9 protein-coding genes, 1 tRNA gene and 1 rRNA gene are annotated in these 17,589 nt (G+C 69.0%); 1 reads left to right on the top strand and 10 read right to left on the bottom strand.

Annotation, left to right across the window (positions count from 1 at the left end; genetic code table 11):
* Nucleotides 1-24: 24 nt before the first annotated feature.
* From ACFVJQ_RS35210 to ACFVJQ_RS35180, 7 genes are all read right to left on the bottom strand, one after another.
* Nucleotides 25-570, bottom strand: coding sequence for a CinA family protein (locus ACFVJQ_RS35210; RefSeq protein ID WP_224735736.1), 546 nt, complete (start codon nt 568-570; stop codon nt 25-27).
* The gene (pgsA, locus tag ACFVJQ_RS35205) at nt 567-1,352 is read right to left on the bottom strand and encodes a CDP-diacylglycerol--glycerol-3-phosphate 3-phosphatidyltransferase (RefSeq protein ID WP_385514823.1); all 786 of its coding nucleotides are present in this window, start codon (nt 1,350-1,352) and stop codon (nt 567-569) included. Before pgsA ends, ACFVJQ_RS35210 begins: the two co-directional genes overlap by 4 nt.
* Nucleotides 1,349-2,845 carry a 30S ribosomal protein S12 methylthiotransferase RimO gene (rimO, locus tag ACFVJQ_RS35200; protein ID WP_385514824.1) on the bottom strand — a complete coding sequence of 499 codons (1,497 nt, stop codon included), beginning with the start codon at nt 2,843-2,845 and terminating at the stop codon, nt 1,349-1,351. The genes pgsA and rimO overlap by 4 nt, the downstream gene beginning before the upstream one ends.
* 107 nt (nt 2,846-2,952) lie before the next feature.
* Entirely contained in the window at nt 2,953-3,795 is an 843-nt protein-coding gene (locus ACFVJQ_RS35195; protein ID WP_385514825.1) for a helix-turn-helix domain-containing protein, read from the bottom strand.
* A 272-nt stretch (nt 3,796-4,067) separates the two neighbouring features.
* A complete protein-coding gene (locus tag ACFVJQ_RS35190; protein ID WP_385514826.1) occupies nt 4,068-6,776 on the bottom strand; it encodes a DNA translocase FtsK in 2,709 nt (902 codons plus the stop codon).
* Nucleotides 6,777-6,951: 175 nt separating this feature from the next.
* Nucleotides 6,952-7,632: a two-component system response regulator gene (locus tag ACFVJQ_RS35185; protein WP_385514827.1), complete on the bottom strand. Its 681-nt coding sequence runs from the start codon at nt 7,630-7,632 to the stop codon at nt 6,952-6,954.
* A gap of 239 nt (nt 7,633-7,871) precedes the next feature.
* Entirely contained in the window at nt 7,872-13,307 is a 5,436-nt protein-coding gene (locus ACFVJQ_RS35180) for a HAMP domain-containing protein (protein ID WP_385789719.1), read from the bottom strand.
* A 404-nt stretch (nt 13,308-13,711) separates the two neighbouring features.
* Here ACFVJQ_RS35180 and ACFVJQ_RS35175 point away from each other — a divergent pair, with 404 nt between their 5' ends.
* Nucleotides 13,712-16,474, top strand: a complete 2,763-nt coding sequence (locus tag ACFVJQ_RS35175; protein ID WP_385514829.1) for a SpoIIE family protein phosphatase — start codon at nt 13,712-13,714, stop codon at nt 16,472-16,474.
* A gap of 83 nt (nt 16,475-16,557) precedes the next feature.
* On the opposite strand, the gene ACFVJQ_RS35170 is transcribed toward ACFVJQ_RS35175, so the two are convergent.
* From ACFVJQ_RS35170 to rrf, 3 genes are all read right to left on the bottom strand, one after another.
* A tRNA-Thr gene (locus tag ACFVJQ_RS35170) sits at nt 16,558-16,633 on the bottom strand.
* Nucleotides 16,634-16,727: 94 nt separating this feature from the next.
* A complete protein-coding gene (locus ACFVJQ_RS35165) occupies nt 16,728-17,390 on the bottom strand; it encodes a DegT/DnrJ/EryC1/StrS family aminotransferase (RefSeq protein WP_385514832.1) in 663 nt (220 codons plus the stop codon).
* 114 nt (nt 17,391-17,504) lie between these two features.
* Nucleotides 17,505-17,589: ribosomal RNA gene (gene rrf, locus ACFVJQ_RS35160) — 5S ribosomal RNA — on the bottom strand; the annotation flags it as partial.

The following is a 17,589-nucleotide window of genomic DNA, read 5'->3' as shown; positions in this document are numbered from 1 at the left end:
CGTGTTCACTCAGGGCTGCAAACATCAAAACCCCCCGTTCCGTTCCGTATCCTGTGCCCGCTCATTCCCGGTCTGTTCGCCCGCAAGCTCCCTCAGAAGCAGTGCGAGTACGCTCCGTACACTCTCCATACGAATTTCCGCGCGGTGGCCGTTCAACCTCAGGGGCTCCACTTTTCCGCCACCGGCGGAACCGGAACCCGGTCCGAAGGGCCCGTCCAGGGCCACGAAAACCGTCCCGACGGGCTGCCCGTCCTGTGGTTCCGGACCGGCGACACCAGTGGTCGCGATGCCCCAGTCGGCACCCAGCGCCTTCCGGACGCCGGTCGCCATCTGGAGTGCGACCTGCGGATCCACCGCTCCACGCTGAGCCAGCAGAGTGGCGTCGACGCCCAGCAGCTCGTGCTTGAGCGCAGTCGCGTACGCCGTCACCGAGCCCCGGAACGCCTTGGACGCCCCCGGAACCGCCGTCAGCTCCGCCGACACCAGGCCGCCCGTCAGCGACTCGGCGACGGCGACCGTCTCGCCCCTCACCGTGAGTAGTCGCACCACTTCCGCGGCCGGGGAACTCACGTTTCCGTCTCCTCCAACGCAGCCTTGCGCTCTGCCATTCCCTGCCTGCGCAGCACAATGGCCTGTCTCACATAGTCGAGCCCGGTCACCACGGTCAGGACGACCGCCGCAGCCATCACCCAGAACCTCAGGGTGGCCAGCCACCCCGTCAGCGCCAGCACGTACATCCCCACGGCCACGCCCTGCGTGAGCGTCTTCAGCTTGCCGCCGCGGCTGGCCGGGATGACGCCGTACCGAATGACCCAGAAACGCAGCAGTGTGATCCCGAGTTCCCGCCCGAGGATCACGATCGTCACCCACCACGGCAGATCGCCGAGCGCCGACAGACAGATCAGTGCCGCGCCCATGATCGCCTTGTCGGCGATGGGGTCGGCGATCTTCCCGAAGTCGGTGACGAGGTTGTAGGTGCGCGCCAGATGGCCGTCGAACAGATCGGTGATCATGGCGATGGCGAAGGCTGCCCAGGCGAGCGAACGCCACGCCGGGTCGTAGCCGCCGTCGGCCAGCATCAGCGCGACGAAACCCGGCACCAGGACCAGCCGGAGCATGGTCAGGAGGTTGGCGATGTTCCAGACGCTGGCCTGGTCGACGGCCGCGGCGGCGATCTTCCCGCCGCGCGCCGGCTTCCCCCCGTCCTGCGCGCCGGAAGCGCCCGACCCGGTGGAACCCGCGGCCGCCCCCTTCCCCTTCGAGGCCCCGCGCGCGGCGATCCCTCTCGAGGAGGCCGCGGCACCGTTCGCCTTGGCGGAGCCACCTGCGGCGGACGCTGGTACTCCGGTCATCTGCCCGCCTCCTCACTGCCCGGGAGACCGCCTGCGCGACCGCCGACGAACGCGCCCGGCAACGGCTCGGCCACCAGGTCGACACCTTCCGTACCGACCACCTTCGCCTCGACCATACGACCGATACGCAGGCCCTCGCCGCTCGTCAGCAGCACCTGGCCGTCCGTCTCGGGCGCCTGGTGCGCCGCACGGCCGTATGTGCCGTCCTCGGTGTCCACCGACTCCACGAGCACGCGCACGGTCTGACCGAGGCGCTCCTCGGCCCGCTGCGAGACGAGTTCCTCGGCCAGTCGCGAGATGCGGGCGAGGCGCTCGGCGACGACGTCCTCGTCGAGCTTGTTGTCGTACGTGGCCGCCTCCGTGCCCTCCTCGTCGGAGTAGCCGAAGACGCCGATGGCGTCCAGCCGTGCGCCGTTCAGGAACCGCTCCAGCTCGGCCAGGTCGGCCTCGCTCTCGCCGGGAAAGCCCACGATGAAGTTGGAGCGCACGCCGGCCTCGGGCGCCTTGCTGCGGATGGTGTCGAGCAGCTCGAGGAACCGGTCGGTGTCACCGAAGCGGCGCATCGCGCGCAGCACGTCGGGCGCGGAGTGCTGGAAGGACAGGTCGAAGTACGGCGCGACCTTCGGCGTCGAGGTCAGGACGTCGATCAGCCCGGGGCGCATCTCGGCCGGCTGGAGGTAGCTCACGCGCACCCGCTCGATGCCGTCGACCTCAGCCAGCTCCGGCAGCAGCGACTCCAGCAGGCGGATGTCGCCCAGGTCCTTGCCGTACGAGGTGTTGTTCTCGGAGACAAGCATGATCTCCTTGACGCCCTGCTCGGCCAGCCACCGCGTCTCGTTCAGCACGTCGCTCGGGCGGCGCGAGATGAAGGAGCCGCGGAAGGAGGGGATGGCGCAGAAGGAGCAGCGCCGGTCGCAGCCCGAGGCCAGCTTCACGGAGGCGACGGGGGCGCCGTCCAGCCGGCGCCGCAGTGGCGCGCGCGGCCCGGAGGCCGGGGCGAGACCCTCGGGAAGGTCCGCGGGAGCGTGCCCCGGCAGCGCGACGGATGCCGCCGACTCCTGCCGCTCCGCCGGGCTGATCGGCAGCAGCTTGCGCCGGTCACGCGGGGTGTGCGCGGCGTGAATGCCGCCGTTCAGGATCGTCTGCAGCCGGTCGGAGATGTCCGCGTAGTCGTCGAAGCCCAGCACGCCGTCGGCCTCGGGGAGTGCCTCGGCGAGCTCCTTGCCGTACCGCTCGGCCATGCAGCCCACCGCCACGACGGCCTGGGTTCTTCCGTGCCCCTTGAGATCGTTGGCCTCCAGCAGGGCGTCGACGGAGTCCTTCTTGGCGGCGTCGACGAAGCCGCAGGTGTTGACGACGGCGACGTCGGCGTCCCCGGCTTCCTCGACGAGCTCCCAGCCGTCCGCCTCCAAACGGCCTGCGAGCTCCTCCGAGTCCACCTCGTTACGGGCGCAGCCAAGGGTGACGAGTGCGACGGTACGGCGTTCAGGCATGGGCTCAAGACTACTTCGTCCCGCTGACACCCCATGTCGACCACCCCACGACGACGGGGTTGGCCGATCATGGCCAACCCCGTAGCGACGACAAGCCCCTCAGACGCCTATCCGGCCTGCGGGTCGCCCTTCGTGTAGGTGAGCCGCTCCACGGAGCCCGGCTGGAAGTCGCTCTCGATCTTCTTGCCGTTCACATAGAGCTGGATCGCGCCGGCGTCGCCGAGCACGAGGTTGATCTTGGAGCTGTCCTGGAAGGTCTTGGACTCGCCCTGCTTGAGGAGTCCGTCGAAGAGCAGCCGGCCGTTGTGGTCCTTGGCGGAGATCCAGCTGCGGCCGTTGACGGCGCTCACCTGGACGGTGACCTTGTCCTGGGGCGCGGCCGCGATGGCGCTCTCCGTCGGGTCGGGCTTCGGTTCGGCCGGCTTGCTGTTGCCGCCCGAGGGCGAGGCCGTCTTGGCCGACGAGGGCTTGGAACCCTCGGCGACCGGTGTCTCGGAGCCGGTGCCGGTGTCGCCACCCTTGACCACGGTGAACCCGACGAAGCCGATCACGACCACGATCGCGGCGACCATGGCCGCGGTCCAGTTGGGCCCCCGCCGCTCCGGGCGGATGCGCTCGGCCTCGAAGAGGGGTGCCGCCGGTGTCGGCGCCGGCCGCCCACCGTGCTGGGCGTCGAACTGCGCGAGGAGTGGAGCCGGGTCCAGGTGGACGAACCTGGCCAGGGTCCTGATGTGCCCGCGGGCGTAGACGTCGCCGCCGCAGGGCGCGAAGTCGTCCGACTCGATGGCGTGCACGATGGCGATGCGGACTCGGGTGGCGGTACTGACGTCGTCGACGGTCAGCCCGGCGGCCATGCGCGCCTGCTGCAGGGCGCGGCCGATGGAGGGGCGGGCTTCCTCGGATACGTCTTCGAACGGACGCTCGTCTTCAGGGGAGTTGCCGATGGACACGGGGGCGCCTTTCGAGCGTGTAGCCACCTGTGCTGGAGGTTCAGTCTAGGGGGGGTACGAAAGGGTGGGGCAACCGGGCGACGGGACTTTGTACGCCATCCGAATGGCCGGACATCCTGATGGCGGGTCGAGTGTTGACTGATGATGGGGCAGGTGCTTTGCGGTTCCCTCAACTTGACGTACGCCGGAGGGAAACGGTTGCTCAATGATCGCTTACGGGTGAGTCACGATCGAACAACACACCGCACGACGACCGTAGGACACCCGTCTCCCTACGCTTCAGACTCCCCACGGATCAATGCGAGCACGCCATCCAGGTCATCGGGTTTCACAAGAACATCACGCGCCTTGGAGCCCTCGCTCGGCCCGACGATGTTCCGCGACTCCATGAGGTCCATCAGCCGCCCGGCCTTGGCGAAGCCCACGCGCAGCTTGCGCTGGAGCATGGAGGTCGAGCCGAACTGCGTGGAGACCACCAGCTCGGCCGCCTGGCACAGCAGGTCCAGGTCGTCGCCGATGTCCTCGTCGATCTCCTTCTTCTGCTTGCTGCCGACGGTGACATCGTCCCGGAAGACCGGCGCCATCTGGTCCTTGCAGTGCTGGACGACGGCCGCGACCTCCTCCTCGGTCACGAACGCGCCCTGCATACGCACCGGCTTGTTCGCGCCCATCGGCAGGAACAGTCCGTCGCCCTTGCCGATCAGCTTCTCGGCGCCCGGCTGGTCGAGGATGACCCGCGAGTCCGCCAGTGAGGAGGTGGCGAACGCCAGCCGTGACGGCACGTTCGCCTTGATCAGACCGGTGACCACGTCCACTGACGGCCGCTGCGTGGCGAGCACCAGGTGGATGCCGGCCGCGCGCGCGAGTTGCGTGATGCGCACGATGGCGTCCTCCACGTCGCGCGGAGCCACCATCATCAGGTCGGCGAGCTCGTCGACGATCACCAGGAGGTACGGGTACGGCTGGAGTTCCCGCTCACTGCTCTCCGGCGCCGTCACCTTGCCGTTCCGCACGGCCTCGTTGAAGTCGTCGATGTGCCGGTAGCCGTACGCAGCCAGGTCGTCGTACCGCAGGTCCATTTCCCGTACGACCCACTGGAGCGCCTCGGCGGCCCGCTTCGGGTTGGTGATGATCGGCGTGATCAGGTGCGGGATGCCCTCGTACGCGGTGAGCTCGACGCGCTTGGGGTCGACGAGGACCATGCGGACGTCCTCGGGGGTCGCGCGGACCATGACTGACGTAATCAGGCAGTTAATGCACGAGGATTTACCGGAACCGGTGGCTCCGGCGACGAGGACGTGCGGCATCTTCGCAAGGTTGGCCATTACGTAGCCGCCCTCGACGTCCTTGCCCAGCGCCACCAGCATCGGATGGTCGTCCTCGGCGGCCGCCGCCAGCCGCAGCACGTCGCCGAGGTTGACCATCTCGCGGTCGGTGTTCGGGATCTCGATGCCGACCGCGGACTTGCCGGGGATCGGGCTGATGATCCGCACGTCGGGACTGGCGACGGCGTACGCGATGTTCTTGGTGAGCGCGGTGATCCGCTCGACCTTCACGGCGGGGCCGAGTTCGACCTCGTACCGCGTGACCGTCGGCCCGCGCGTGAAGCCGGTGACGGCGGCGTCGACCTTGAACTCGGTGAAGACGTTGGTGAGGGAGGCCACCACGGCGTCGTTGGCGGCGCTGCGCGCCTTTCCGGGGCCCCCGCGCGTGAGGAGGTCGAGGGACGGCAGGGAGTACGTGATGTCGCCGGACAGCTGGAGTTGCTCGGCGCGCGGCGGGAGGTCGCGGGTCTCGTGGGGCGGCGCCTTGGTGAGGTCGGGGACCTCGCCCTTCAGCTTCTCCTGCTGGGGGCGCGCGGCCGGGACCGGCGTCGGAGTCGGTGTGGTCTCCGCGCGGTCGCCGACGCTCACACCCTGGGTGAGGTCGGCGACGACCGGCGAGGGCGGCATGCCGTGCAGCACGGCACCGTCGAGCGCGGCAGCGGCGGCCGCAGCGACGTCCACGGCGTCCATCTGCCGGTCCATCTCGGGCTGCGGCACAGCGGAGCGCCTCGGACGGCCGCGACGCCGGGAGAGCGCCTCCTGCTCGGCGCCGTCGGGGTCGTACGACTGCGGGGCCGGCCCGCGCCTGCGGGGACGGGCCGGCAGCGCCTCGCGCCACTGGTCGTCGTACCGCTCGTCGTCGTCGGTGAACTCCTCGTCCGCCGGGTCGCGGACGAGGCCGAGCTTCGTGCCGAGCAGCCGCAGCCGCTGCGGGATGGCGTTGACCGGGGTGGCCGTGACGACCAGCAGACCGAAGAGCGTCAGGAGTACGAGCAGCGGTACCGCGAGCATCTCGCTCATGGTGTACGTCAGCGGGGTCGCCGCGCCCCAGCCGATGAGGCCGCCGGCGTCCCGTATGGCCTGCATGCCGTCGCTGCGGGCGGGCGAGCCGCAGGCGATGTGGACCTGGCCGAGCACGCCGATGACGAGCGCGGACAGGCCGATGACGATGCGGCCGTTGGCCTCGGGCTGCTCGGGGTGCCGGATGAAGCGCACCGCGATGACCGCGAGGAGGATCGGCACGAGCAGGTCCAGCCGGCCGAAGGCGCCGGTGACGAGTATCTCGACGAGGTCGCCGACCGGGCCGCGCAGGTTGGACCAGGTACCCGCGGCGACGATCAGCGCCAGGCCGAGGAGCAGCAGGGCGATGCCGTCCTTGCGGTGGGCCGGGTCGAGGTTCTTGGCGCCCTGTCCGATGCCGCGGAAGACGGCGCCGACGGCATGCGCGACGCCGAGCCAGATCGCGCGGACGAGCCGGTAGACGCCTCCGGTCGGATTGGGTGCCGGCTTGGGCGCGGGCTTCTTCGCCGCGGCCTTCTTGGCGGGAGCCTTCTTCGCCGGGGTCTTCTTCGCAGCGGCCTTCTTCGCCGGAGCCTTCGCGGAACCGGCAGCCTTCTTCGCGGGCTGCTTCTTGGCTGCGGAGGGACGTGAGGCCATAGGTGTGAGATTACCGGTGGAGACGACAGCGGACACGCGTGCCCACTGCTTCACCCGTTCGTGTCGCCCTTGCAGAGGCGTGAAACTGACGCGAGTTCACGTAGGAGTGACGCACTGGTGAACGCCGCGCCGTCGGCCGCGGCGCGGGCACCGGGCAACTGGCCCCGCACAGACGTCAGTTCTGCGACGGCACCGACGCCGCGCCGCCCGCACCCGGCTCCAGCGCGTCCAACGCCCGCCGCAACCCCGTGAGCTTGCGCTCCAGATGGGCCGCCGTCGCCACCGCTGCCGCGTCCGCCGAATCGTCGTCGAGTTGCTTGGACAGCGCCTCGGCCTGCTCCTCCACGGCTGCGAGCCGCGCCGACAGTTCCGCGAGCAGACCGGCCGGCTCCTTGCCGCTGCCGACCGCGCTCTTGCCGCCGCCCTCCAACTGGAGCCGCAGCAGCGCCGCCTGCTCCCGCAGCTGGCAGTTCTTCATGTACAGCTCGACGAACACCGAGACCTTCGCCCGCAGCACCCACGGGTCGAAGGGCTTGGAGATGTAGTCGACCGCGCCCGCCGCGTAGCCACGGAACGTGTGGTGCGGACCGTGGTTGATCGCGGTGAGGAAGATGATCGGGATGTCCCGCGTCCGCTCACGCCGCTTGATGTGGGCGGCGGTTTCGAAACCGTCCATTCCCGGCATCTGGACGTCCAGCAGAATGACCGCGAAGTCGTCCGTGAGCAGTGCTTTGAGCGCTTCCTCCCCGGACGATGCCCGCACCAGCGTCTGATCGAGCGCAGAGAGGATCGCCTCCAGCGCCAGCAGATTCTCCGGCCGGTCATCGACCAGGAGGATCTTGGCCTTCTGCACCATGGCCCGCCCTCCTCGCCCCGGCAGTGCACCGGGCGCCGCCCCGTGGGACGACTCCGTTACGCCGCCCATCCTCGTGCCGGTCATCGTAGCCGTACCCCGCCTGTCGCCACACCCTGTCACCGCGATGTCACTGTGCACGTAGCAGAAACGTAGGGGGAGACCAGAAGGTTCCCCGAATCCCGTACTTGTACACGACTACCAACACCCTGAGTCAGCAACTCCAGGTGAACATCCACCGTTCATTCCCCCTGCATCCACTGCTCCATCACCGTGAGCAGATGATCGGGATCGACCGGCTTCGTGACGTAGTCGGAGGCGCCCGACTCGATCGCCTTCTCCCGGTCGCCCTTCATCGCCTTGGCTGTCAGCGCGATGATCGGCAGTCCTGCGAACTGCGGCATCCGACGGATCGCCGTGGTCGTCGCGTACCCGTCCATCTCCGGCATCATGATGTCCATCAGGACGACCGCCACGTCGTCGTGCTGCTCCAGGACCTCGATGCCCTCCCGGCCGTTCTCGGCGTACAGCACCGACAGCCCGTGCTGCTCCAGGACGCTGGTGAGGGCGAAGACGTTACGGATGTCGTCGTCGACGATCAGCACCTTCTCGCCGCCGAACCGGATCCCGCCGCGCGACTGCGCGTCCGCGTCCTCCGCGCCGGCCGGCCACTGCGCCTGCGGCAGGGCCCGCTGTTCGGCGACGGGCGTAGTCCTGCGGCGCCGCCGGAACAGGGCGGCCGCACCGTTCTGCGTCTCCCGGTACGACTTCACCTCGGCCGGCGTCTCCACGACCGCCTCGGACAACTCCGGCCAGCCCTCGCCGAGCTCGCCGGCCCCCGCGGGGAGCGTGGGCTGCTGGTAGCCGTGCGGCGGCAGCTCGCTCGGGTGCAGGGGCAGATACAGCGTGAACGTCGAACCGCGGCCCGGCTCGCTCTGCGCGTGGATCTCACCGCCGAGCAGCTGAGCGATCTCCCGCGAGATCGACAGCCCGAGCCCGGTACCGCCGTACTTGCGGCTGGTCGTGCCGTCCGCCTGCTTGAACGCCTCGAAGATCACCCGCATCTTGCTCGCCGCGATGCCGATGCCGGTGTCGGTCACCGAGAACGCGATCAGCTCCGCGTCCGGATCGGTCAGTGAACCGGCCTCCAGCAACTGCTCCCGGATTCTCTGCGGCACGTCGTCGCGCGCCGGACGGATCACGAGCTCCACCGAGCCGGAGTCGGTGAACTTCACCGCGTTGGACAGCAGGTTGCGCAGCACCTGCAGCAGCCGCTGCTCGTCGGTGTGCAGCGTGGCGGGCAGCTCCGGCGACACCCGTACGGACAGATCCAGGCCCTTCTCCGCGGTCAGCGGCCGGAACGTGGCCTCCACGTAGTCGACGAGCTGGACGAGCGCGATCCGCGTCGGGGAGACGTCCATCTTGCCCGCCTCGACCTTCGACAGGTCGAGGATGTCGTTGATCAACTGGAGCAGGTCGGAGCCCGCCCCGTGGATCGTCTCGGCGAACTCGACCTGCTTCGGGGTGAGGTTGCCGTCCGCGTTGTCGGCGAGCAGCTTGGCCAGGATCAGCAGCGAGTTCAGGGGCGTACGCAGCTCGTGCGACATGTTGGCGAGGAACTCGCTCTTGTAGCGCATGGAGACCGCGAGCTGCTCGGCGCGCTCCTCCAGGACCTGCCGCGCCTCCTCGATCTCGGTGTTCTTCACCTCGATGTCGCGGTTCTGCCGGGCGAGCAGCTCGGCCTTCTCCTCCAGCTCGGCATTGGACGCCTGGAGGGCCTTCTGCCGGTTCTCCAACTCGGCGGACCGCTCACGCAGTTGCTCGGTCAGCTCCTGCGACTGCTTCAGCAGCACCTCCGTCTTGGTGTTGACGGAGATCGTGTTGACGCTGGTCGCGATCATCTCGGCGATCTGGTTGAGGAAGTCCTTCTGGATCTGCGTGAACGGTGTGAACGACGCCAGTTCGATGACGCCGAGCACCTTGCCCTCGAACAGCACCGGCAGCACGATCACCTGCGCGGGCGGCGCCTCGCCGAGCCCGGAGGAGATCTTCAGATAGCCGCTGGGGGCGTTCTCGACGAGGATCGTGCGCTTCTCCTGCGCGGCCGTGCCGACCAGCGCCTCCCCCGGCCGGAACGACGTCGGCATGGATCCCATCGAGTAGCCGTACGAGCCCAGCATGCGCAGTTCGAACTGGTCGCCGGCACCGTCGCCGAGCGGCATCGCGACGAAGAACGCGCCGTGCTGCGCGGAGACCACCGGCGTCAGCTCGCTCATGATCAGTGAGGCCACGTCCTCCAGATCACGGCGGCCCTGCATCAGCGCGGAGATACGGGCGAGGTTGCCCTTGAGCCAGTCCTGCTCCTTGTTGGCGATCGTGGTGTCGCGCAGGTTGGCGATCATCTTGTTGATGTAGTCCTGAAGTTCCTGGATCTCGCCGGAGGCGTCCACGTCGATCTTCAGGTTCAGGTCGCCACGGGTCACCGCGGTCGCCACGCGCGCGATGGCACGTACCTGCCGGGTCAGGTTCCCGGCCATCTCGTTCACGGACTCGGTGAGGTCACGCCAGGTGCCGTCGACATCACGCACGCGTGCCTGGCCGCCCAGCTGGCCCTCCGTACCCACCTCACGGGCGACGCGGGTGACCTCCTCGGCGAACGAGGACAGCTGGTCGACCATCGTGTTGATGGTCGTCTTCAGCTCGAGGATCTCACCGCGCGCGTCGATGTCGATCTTCTTCGTGAGGTCACCCTTGGCGATGGCCGTGGTAACCATGGCGATGTTGCGCACCTGCCCGGTCAGGTTGGACGCCATCTGGTTCACGGACTCGGTGAGGTCCTTCCAGGTGCCCGCCACGCCCGGCACGTGCGCCTGCCCGCCCAGGATGCCGTCCGTACCCACCTCGCGGGCCACCTTGGTGACCTGGTCGGCGAACGAGCTCAGGGTCTTCACCATGGTGTTGAAGGTGTCGGCGAGCTGAGCGACCTCACCGCGCGCCTCGATCGTCACCGTCCGCGTCAGGTCACCGTTGGCGACGGCCGCCGCGACCTGGGAGATGTTCCTCACCTGAACGGTGAGGTTCTTGGCCATCAGGTTGACGTTGTCGCTGAGGTCCTTCCAGATGCCCGTGACACCCGGCACATGAGCCTGGCCGCCCAGGATGCCCTCGGTGCCCACCTCGCGGGCCACCCGGGTCACCTGGTCGGCGAAGGACGACAGCTGGTCGACCATCGTGTTCACGGTGGTGACGAGCTCGAGGATCTCGCCCTTGGCGTCGACGGTGATCTTCTTCGACAGGTCACCCTTGGCGACCGCGGTCGTGACGTCGGCGATGCTGCGCACCTGCACGGTGAGGTTGTTCGCCATGAAGTTCACGGACTGGGTGAGGTCCTTCCAGGTGCCGGACACGCCCTGCACCTCGGCCTGACCGCCCAGCTTCCCCTCGGTGCCCACCTCGCGGGCGACGCGGGTGACCTCCTCGGCGAAGGACGACAGCTGGTCCACCATCGTGTTGAGGGTGTTCTTCAGCTCCAGAATCTCGCCACGCGCGTCCACGGTGATCTTCTGCGACAGATCACCCCGCGCCACCGCCGTCGCGACCTGCGCGATCTGCCGCATCTGAGCGGTCAGGTTGCCGGCCATGCCGTTCACGGAGTCCGTCAGGTCCCGCCACACACCGGCCACGCCGGGCACCTGCGCCTGACCGCCGAGCCGGCCCTCCGTACCCACCTCGCGGGCCACCCGCGTCACCTGGTCGGCGAAGGACGACAGCTGGTCCACCATCGTGTTGACGGTGTTCTTCAGCTCCAGGATCTCCCCGCGCACATCCATGGTGATCTTCTGCGACAGGTCGCCACGCGCCACAGCAGTCGTCACCTGGGCGATCTGTCGCACCTGGGCGGTCAGGTTGCCGGTGATGGAGTTGACGGCGTCCGTGAGCTCCTTCCACGTACCGGAGACGCCCTCCACGCGCGCCTGCCCGCCGAGCCGCCCCTCGGTGCCCACCTCCCGGGCCATGGTCGTGACCTGGTCGGCGAAGGACGACAGCTGGTCCACCATCGTGTTGACGGTGTTCTTCAGCTGCAGCATCTCGCCGGAGACGTCCACGGTGACCTTCTGCGACAGATCACCGTTGGCCACCGCCGTCGTCACCTGGGCGATGTTCCTCACCTGTCCGGTGAGATTCCGGAACGCCGTGTTGACGGAGTCCGTCAGGTCCTTCCACGTCCCTGCCGCACCCGGCACCTGTGCCTGACCGCCCAGCTCACCCTCGTCACCGATCTCGCGCGCCACCCGCGTGACCTCGGAACCGAAGGCCGACAGCTGGTCCACCATCCCGTTGACGGTGTTCTTCAGCTCCAGCATCTCGCCGGCCACGTCCACGGTGACCTTCTGCGACAGATCACCGTTGGCCACCGCCGTCGTCACCGCGGCGATGTCCCGCACCTGGGTCGTCAGGTTCCGGAACACCGTGTTGACGGAGTCCGTCAGGTCCTTCCACGTTCCCGCCGCACCCGGCACGTTCGCCTGCCCGCCGAGCCGTCCCTCTGCACCGACCTCGTTGGCCACGCGCGTGACCTCGTCGGCGAAGATCCGCAGCGTCTCGGTCATCTGGTTGATCGTCTCGGCGAGCTGCGCGACCTCACCCCGCGCCTGCACCGTCACCTTGCGCGACAGATCACCGCTGGCGACCGCGGTCGTCACCTCCGCGATACCGCGCACCTGGGCGGTGAGGTTCCCGGCCATCGTGTTGACGGAATCGGTGAGCTCCTTCCACACGCCAGCCACGCCGGGCACCTGCGCCTGACCGCCCAGCTCGCCCTCGGTCCCCACCTCTCGGGCGACCCGGGTCACCTCGGAGGAGAACGCGGAGAGCTGGTCCACCATCGTGTTGACGGTTTCCTTCAGCTCCAGCATCTCGCCGGCCACGTGAACCGTGACCTTCCGGGACAGATCACCCTTGGCGACCGCCGTCGTCACCAGCGCGATATCCCGCACCTGAGCGGTCAGCCGGTACGCCATCGTGTTGACGGACTCCGTCAGGTCCTTCCACGAACCCGACATCCCGCGCACCTGGGCCTGCCCGCCCAGCTTTCCCTCGGTGCCCACCTCACTGGCCACCCGCGTGACCTCGTCGGTGAACGTCGACAACTGGTCGACCAGGTTGTTGACCGTCCGCCCGACCTTGAGGAACTCCCCGCGCAGCGGGTGCCCGCTCCCGTCGGGCGCCTGCGTCCGCAACTCCATCCGGGGCAGCAGATCACCGTCCGCCACCGCGGACAGCACCCGGCTGACCTCGGACACCGGCCATACGAGATCGTCGACCAGGGCGTTCGAGGCGTCGATGGCGGCCGCCCAGGACCCCTCGCAGGCGCCCGTCTCCAGCCGCTCCGTGAGCTTGCCCTCACGTCCCACCACGCGGCGCACGCGCGACAGCTCACCCGTCAGGTGCAGATTGCGGTCGGCCACCTCGTTGAACACGGCCGCGATCTCCGCCATCACGCCGTCCCCGGACACCGTGAGCCGCTTGCGGAAGTTTCCGTCCCGCATCGACACAAGAGCCGCGAGCAGCCGGTTCAGGGCAGCCGTGTCCACCTCGGTGGTCCCGTTCCGGTTGCTCGGGGACTGTCCGCCCTTTGCACGCGGCTTAGTGCCCCGCGTCGCTGCGCCAGACTCCACTGTGTCCCTCCCGCAGGGATCGACCGTTACTGCTGTGCTCGGGTACTGCTGCTCGGCGTACCGGTTACTACTGCGTATACCGGCCCGGCGGTACCGGGCCGCCATCACCACCAGGGGTACCGGCCGCACCCAGGGCTGCTGCCCGCCATACGCGGAACACACTCTCGGCCTGCCAGAACCTCCACCAGAAGCCTGCCCAGTGTTTCACCCCTGCCGAACCAGGCCATAACAGTTCGGCAGCTTCGCACATCGTCCGCACACCCTCCGGACGGAAACACTGCAGACCGGCACACGCATGGATGGCGAAGGTAAGTAACCTTGCATGCGGCTGTCCAGCCGCGCCGGTCCGTCCGGCCTGGGCGGTGGCACGAGAACGAGCGGGCATCGGAGGGGCGGCCGCACACATGACCACCGGACTGATTCCCGGGGGACAGCCCCCGGACCCCCGGCCGACGAGCGGCCTGCCGTCGCAAACGCGACGGGAGCCGGTCGACCACGGGGCCCAGCACGTAGAAAGCAGGTCGAGGAGTTCCGTGATCACCGCGCGCGCGGCCGCCAGCTTCGAGCCCGTCGGGCGCTCGGTCGCCTCCGCCCGCTCCTTCGTCCGCGACACACTCCAGGGCTGGGGCTACGCCGACATCGTGGACGACGCGGTGGTCCTCACCAGCGAGCTGGTCACCAACGCCGTCGTGCACGCCGGTACGACCGCGGACGTCCTGTGTCTGCGCACCGACGGCGGCGTACGCATCGAGGTCGCCGACCACTACCCCGAACGCGAAGTCCCACTCCAGGGCTCGGCCGTCAACATGGGCAGCCCCGACCGCGAGGGCGGCCGCGGCCTCCAGCTGTGCGCGGCCCTGGCCAGCCGCTGGGGCGTCGAGTACACCCCGACGCACAAGCAGGTCTGGTTCCAACTCGACCTCCCCGAGCGCGCGGTGGGCACCCGCACCGCCGGCCCGTCCCTCCCGGCCGACCTGCTCCCGCTGGCCGACGGCCGCGTCCGTGTGGCGGTCATCCAGATCGACCGGAACGGCTCCATCTCGGCCTGGAACGACGACGCCGAGGAGCTGTTCGGCTACCAGGCGGAACAGGTCACCGGAAAACCCCTCACCGACCTCGCGGCCTGGCCGCACACGCCCGGCACCAGCACGGGCATCGCGGAGGCCCTTCAACTCTCCCGCTGGGAAGGCAGTTACGGCATCCGCAACGCGAACGGGCGGGTGATTCCCGTCTACGCCTCCCACCTCCGCGTCCGCGACACGGCCGGCGAGCCCTCCACGGTCTGCCTCCTCGTACGGGACCACGAACGCGCCGTCCTGCAGACGCCGATGCGCCTGCCGGCATCCGACACGAGCACCTCCTCGGAGGGCCAGAACACCGATCCCTTCGAGGTGTTCATCGGCTCCCCCGCCCCGGACGACCTCGACGGCCTCCTCCAGCGCACGGTGGAACGCGCCCGCGACATGCTCGACGGCGACTCCGCCTTCCTGCTCCTCGCCACCGACGACGAAACGGAGTTGGAGGTCCGTGCCTCCACGGGCCTGCCCTCGGCCCGCCAGCGCTTCGCCCGCGTCCCCGTCGAGGCGGGCCCCGGCCGCTACGGCTCCGCCCGCATGCCGGCCGTCCATGACGACCTCACGGCGGTCTCCGGCGCGGTGCCGCTGCTGAACGGCACCGGCATGCGCTCGGTGGTCACGGTCCCGTTGAAGGTCGAGGGCCGCCTCACCGGCTCCCTCGGCGTCGCCGCGGAGGCGCCCGGCAGATACTCCAACGAGGAGGCCCTGCGCCTCCAGTTCGCCGCCGACCGTATCGCCCTGGCCGTCGAATCCGCCCGCCTGGGTGAACTCGAACGTCTGCGCCGCGGCTCCCTCAGCTTCCTCGTCGAGGCCTCCGACCTCCTGGCCGGCACCCTGGACCGCGACCAGACACTGGCCCTCATGGCCCAGATGACGGTCCCGACGCTGGCCACCTGGTGCGCCGTCTACACGATCGCCGACCAGGCCTCGGAGCCATATCTGTCGTACGTCCTGCACGAGGACGAGGAACTCATCGACGGCATCAAGTCCCTCCTGTCGAAGATCGCCCCGCCCGACCCGGTCCCCACCCCGGGCGCCCGCGTCTGGTCGGCCCCGGCGGAAGCCGCCCACCAGGCGGCGCTGCGCACGTCCATGCGCAGCCTGGGCCTCGGTGAACCAGCCACGGTCAGCGGGGGAATCGGCCCGACCCTGGCAACGGCCTCGGCCGTGGGCGGCGAGACGGTCGTCCTCCCTCTGGTGGCCCGCAACCGCGTCATCGGCATGTTGACGCTGGGCAAGCCGACCGACGAACACTTCCGCCAGGAGATCCTGGAACTGGCCGAGGACCTGTCCCGCAGAGCCGCCCTGGCCCTGGACAACGCCCGTCTCTACTCGGAGCGCGTGGCCATCAGCCAGTCCCTCCAGCGCAGCCTCCTGCCGCCCGAGCTCCCCGAGATCGGTGGCGTGGAGGTCGAGGTCATCTACCGCGCGGCCGGCGAGGGCAACGAGGTCGGCGGCGACTTCTACGACCTGTTCCCCATCCGCGACGGTGCCTACGGCTTCGCCATCGGCGACGTCTGCGGTACGGGCCCCAACGCGGCGGCGGTCACGGGCCTGGCCCGCCATGCGCTGAGGTTGCTGGCCCGCGAGGGCCTCAGCGGCCCGGCGGTCCTGCAACGCCTCAACTCCGCGATCCTCGACGAGGGCGCCCGCAGCCGCTTCCTGACGCTCCTGTACGGCGAGATGCGCCCGCAGGAGGACGGCAGCGCGGAACTGAAAGTGGTGTGCGCCGGACACCCGCTGCCGCTCCGCCTGCGCCAGGACGGCACGGTCGAGACCGCGGCCGAGCCCCAGCCGCTCCTCGGTGTCCTGGAGGACCTGGACCTCTACGAGCAGACCGTCATCCTCGACCCCGGCGACGTCCTGCTCTGCGTCACGGACGGCGTCACCGAACGACGCGAGGGCGCCCGCATGCTGGGCGACGACGGCCTCGCCGACGTCCTCACCACCTGCACCGGCCTCACGGCGGGCGCGGTGGCGGCCCGCGTCATGCGCGCCGTGGAACGCTTCGCCACGGACGCCCCCTCCGACGACATGGCGATCCTGGCCATGCGCGTGCCGGGTCTCCACAACGGCCTGAACGGCGCCTGACCCAACAGCGCCTGAAACAACGCCCGAACAACCAAAAGGCCCCCGCCCGAAAGGGCGGAGGCCTTTTGTAGTGGAGCTTGTAGTGGAGCCCCCAAACGGAATCGAACCGTTGACCTTCTCCTTACCATGGAGACGCTCTGCCGACTGAGCTATAGGGGCCGGTCGCCTGCCGAGGTTTCCCTCGCGGCAACGGAATAGATCATACCCCGAACAGACCCGTGCTCCCAACCAGGACCGCCCGAGACAAGACCGGTCAGAAGGCCGGCTGCAACAGGCCACCCAGGGCATTGCACGCGGACACGATCCGCTGCATGTCCCGCTTCGTCAAAGCCCCTTCCACAGGCAGCGCAAGCGTTTCTGCCGCCGCCTGCTCAGTCTCCGGCAAGGACACGCACTGCCGGAACCCGGGCAGCCGATGCACCGGGGTTTTCACCGGAACGCGGCACTCAACTCCCCTGGCCCGCACGGCCCGCGCGAAGGCGTCCCGGTCCGGCCGCCCGTTCCCCGGCACCCGCACGACGTATTGCTGATAGGTGTGCCCGACACCGCCATCAGGGGTGTACACACCTTTCAACTTGGCATCGAGGTAAGCGGCCCGCTGCCGTCGCTGAGCCACCTCGTCGTACGGCGACTCGGACTCCCCCTGCTCCAGCACCAGAATCCCGTGCCGCTGCCCAACACGGTGCAGCCGCGCCACATCCGCCGGCCGACCGAAGCGGTGTACGACAACGACCGCCGCGGTACGCGGAGTTACGACCGCTTCGACAGCCGACGGATCCAGGCAGTACGACACCGGGTCGATGTCCGCGAACACCGGGAGCGCACCGGCCAGAGCCACGGCTTCCGAGACCTCGACGTTCCCGAAGGCCGGCACGATGACCTCGTCACCGACTCCGATGCCGGCGGCCCTGAGCATTGCAGCAGTACCCATGCTGCGGATCGTGGTTGCGCAACGTGAACTTCAAGTGACACAGAACAAAAAAGGGTTGGACCCGGAACGGAAGTTCCGGGTCCAACCCACTCAATGATTGTTCGGCGGTGTCCTACTCTCCCACAGGGTCCCCCCTGCAGTACCATCGGCGCTGTGAGGCTTAGCTTCCGGGTTCGGAATGTGA

The organism is Streptomyces sp. NPDC127197 (assembly GCF_042672405.1).
GTDB classification, from domain to species: Bacteria; Actinomycetota; Actinomycetes; order Streptomycetales; family Streptomycetaceae; genus Streptomyces; species Streptomyces flavusporus.
Note: the sequence above shows the minus strand (reverse complement) of the source record. Positions and strands in the feature narration are given on the sequence as shown.

Bases quoted from the DNA above. Each gene is read 5' to 3' on its own strand.
- pgsA (WP_385514823.1), bottom strand. From the start codon at position 1,352: ATGACCGGAGTACCAGCGTCCGCCGCAGGTGGCTCCGCCAAGGCGAAC.
- rimO (WP_385514824.1), bottom strand. From the start codon at position 2,845: ATGCCTGAACGCCGTACCGTCGCACTCGTCACCCTTGGCTGCGCCCGT.
- ACFVJQ_RS35190 (WP_385514826.1), bottom strand. From the start codon at position 6,776: ATGGCCTCACGTCCCTCCGCAGCCAAGAAGCAGCCCGCGAAGAAGGCT.
- ACFVJQ_RS35185 (WP_385514827.1), bottom strand. From the start codon at position 7,632: ATGGTGCAGAAGGCCAAGATCCTCCTGGTCGATGACCGGCCGGAGAAT.
- ACFVJQ_RS35175 (WP_385514829.1), top strand. From the start codon at position 13,712: ATGACCACCGGACTGATTCCCGGGGGACAGCCCCCGGACCCCCGGCCG.
- ACFVJQ_RS35165 (WP_385514832.1), bottom strand. From the start codon at position 17,390: ATGCTCAGGGCCGCCGGCATCGGAGTCGGTGACGAGGTCATCGTGCCG.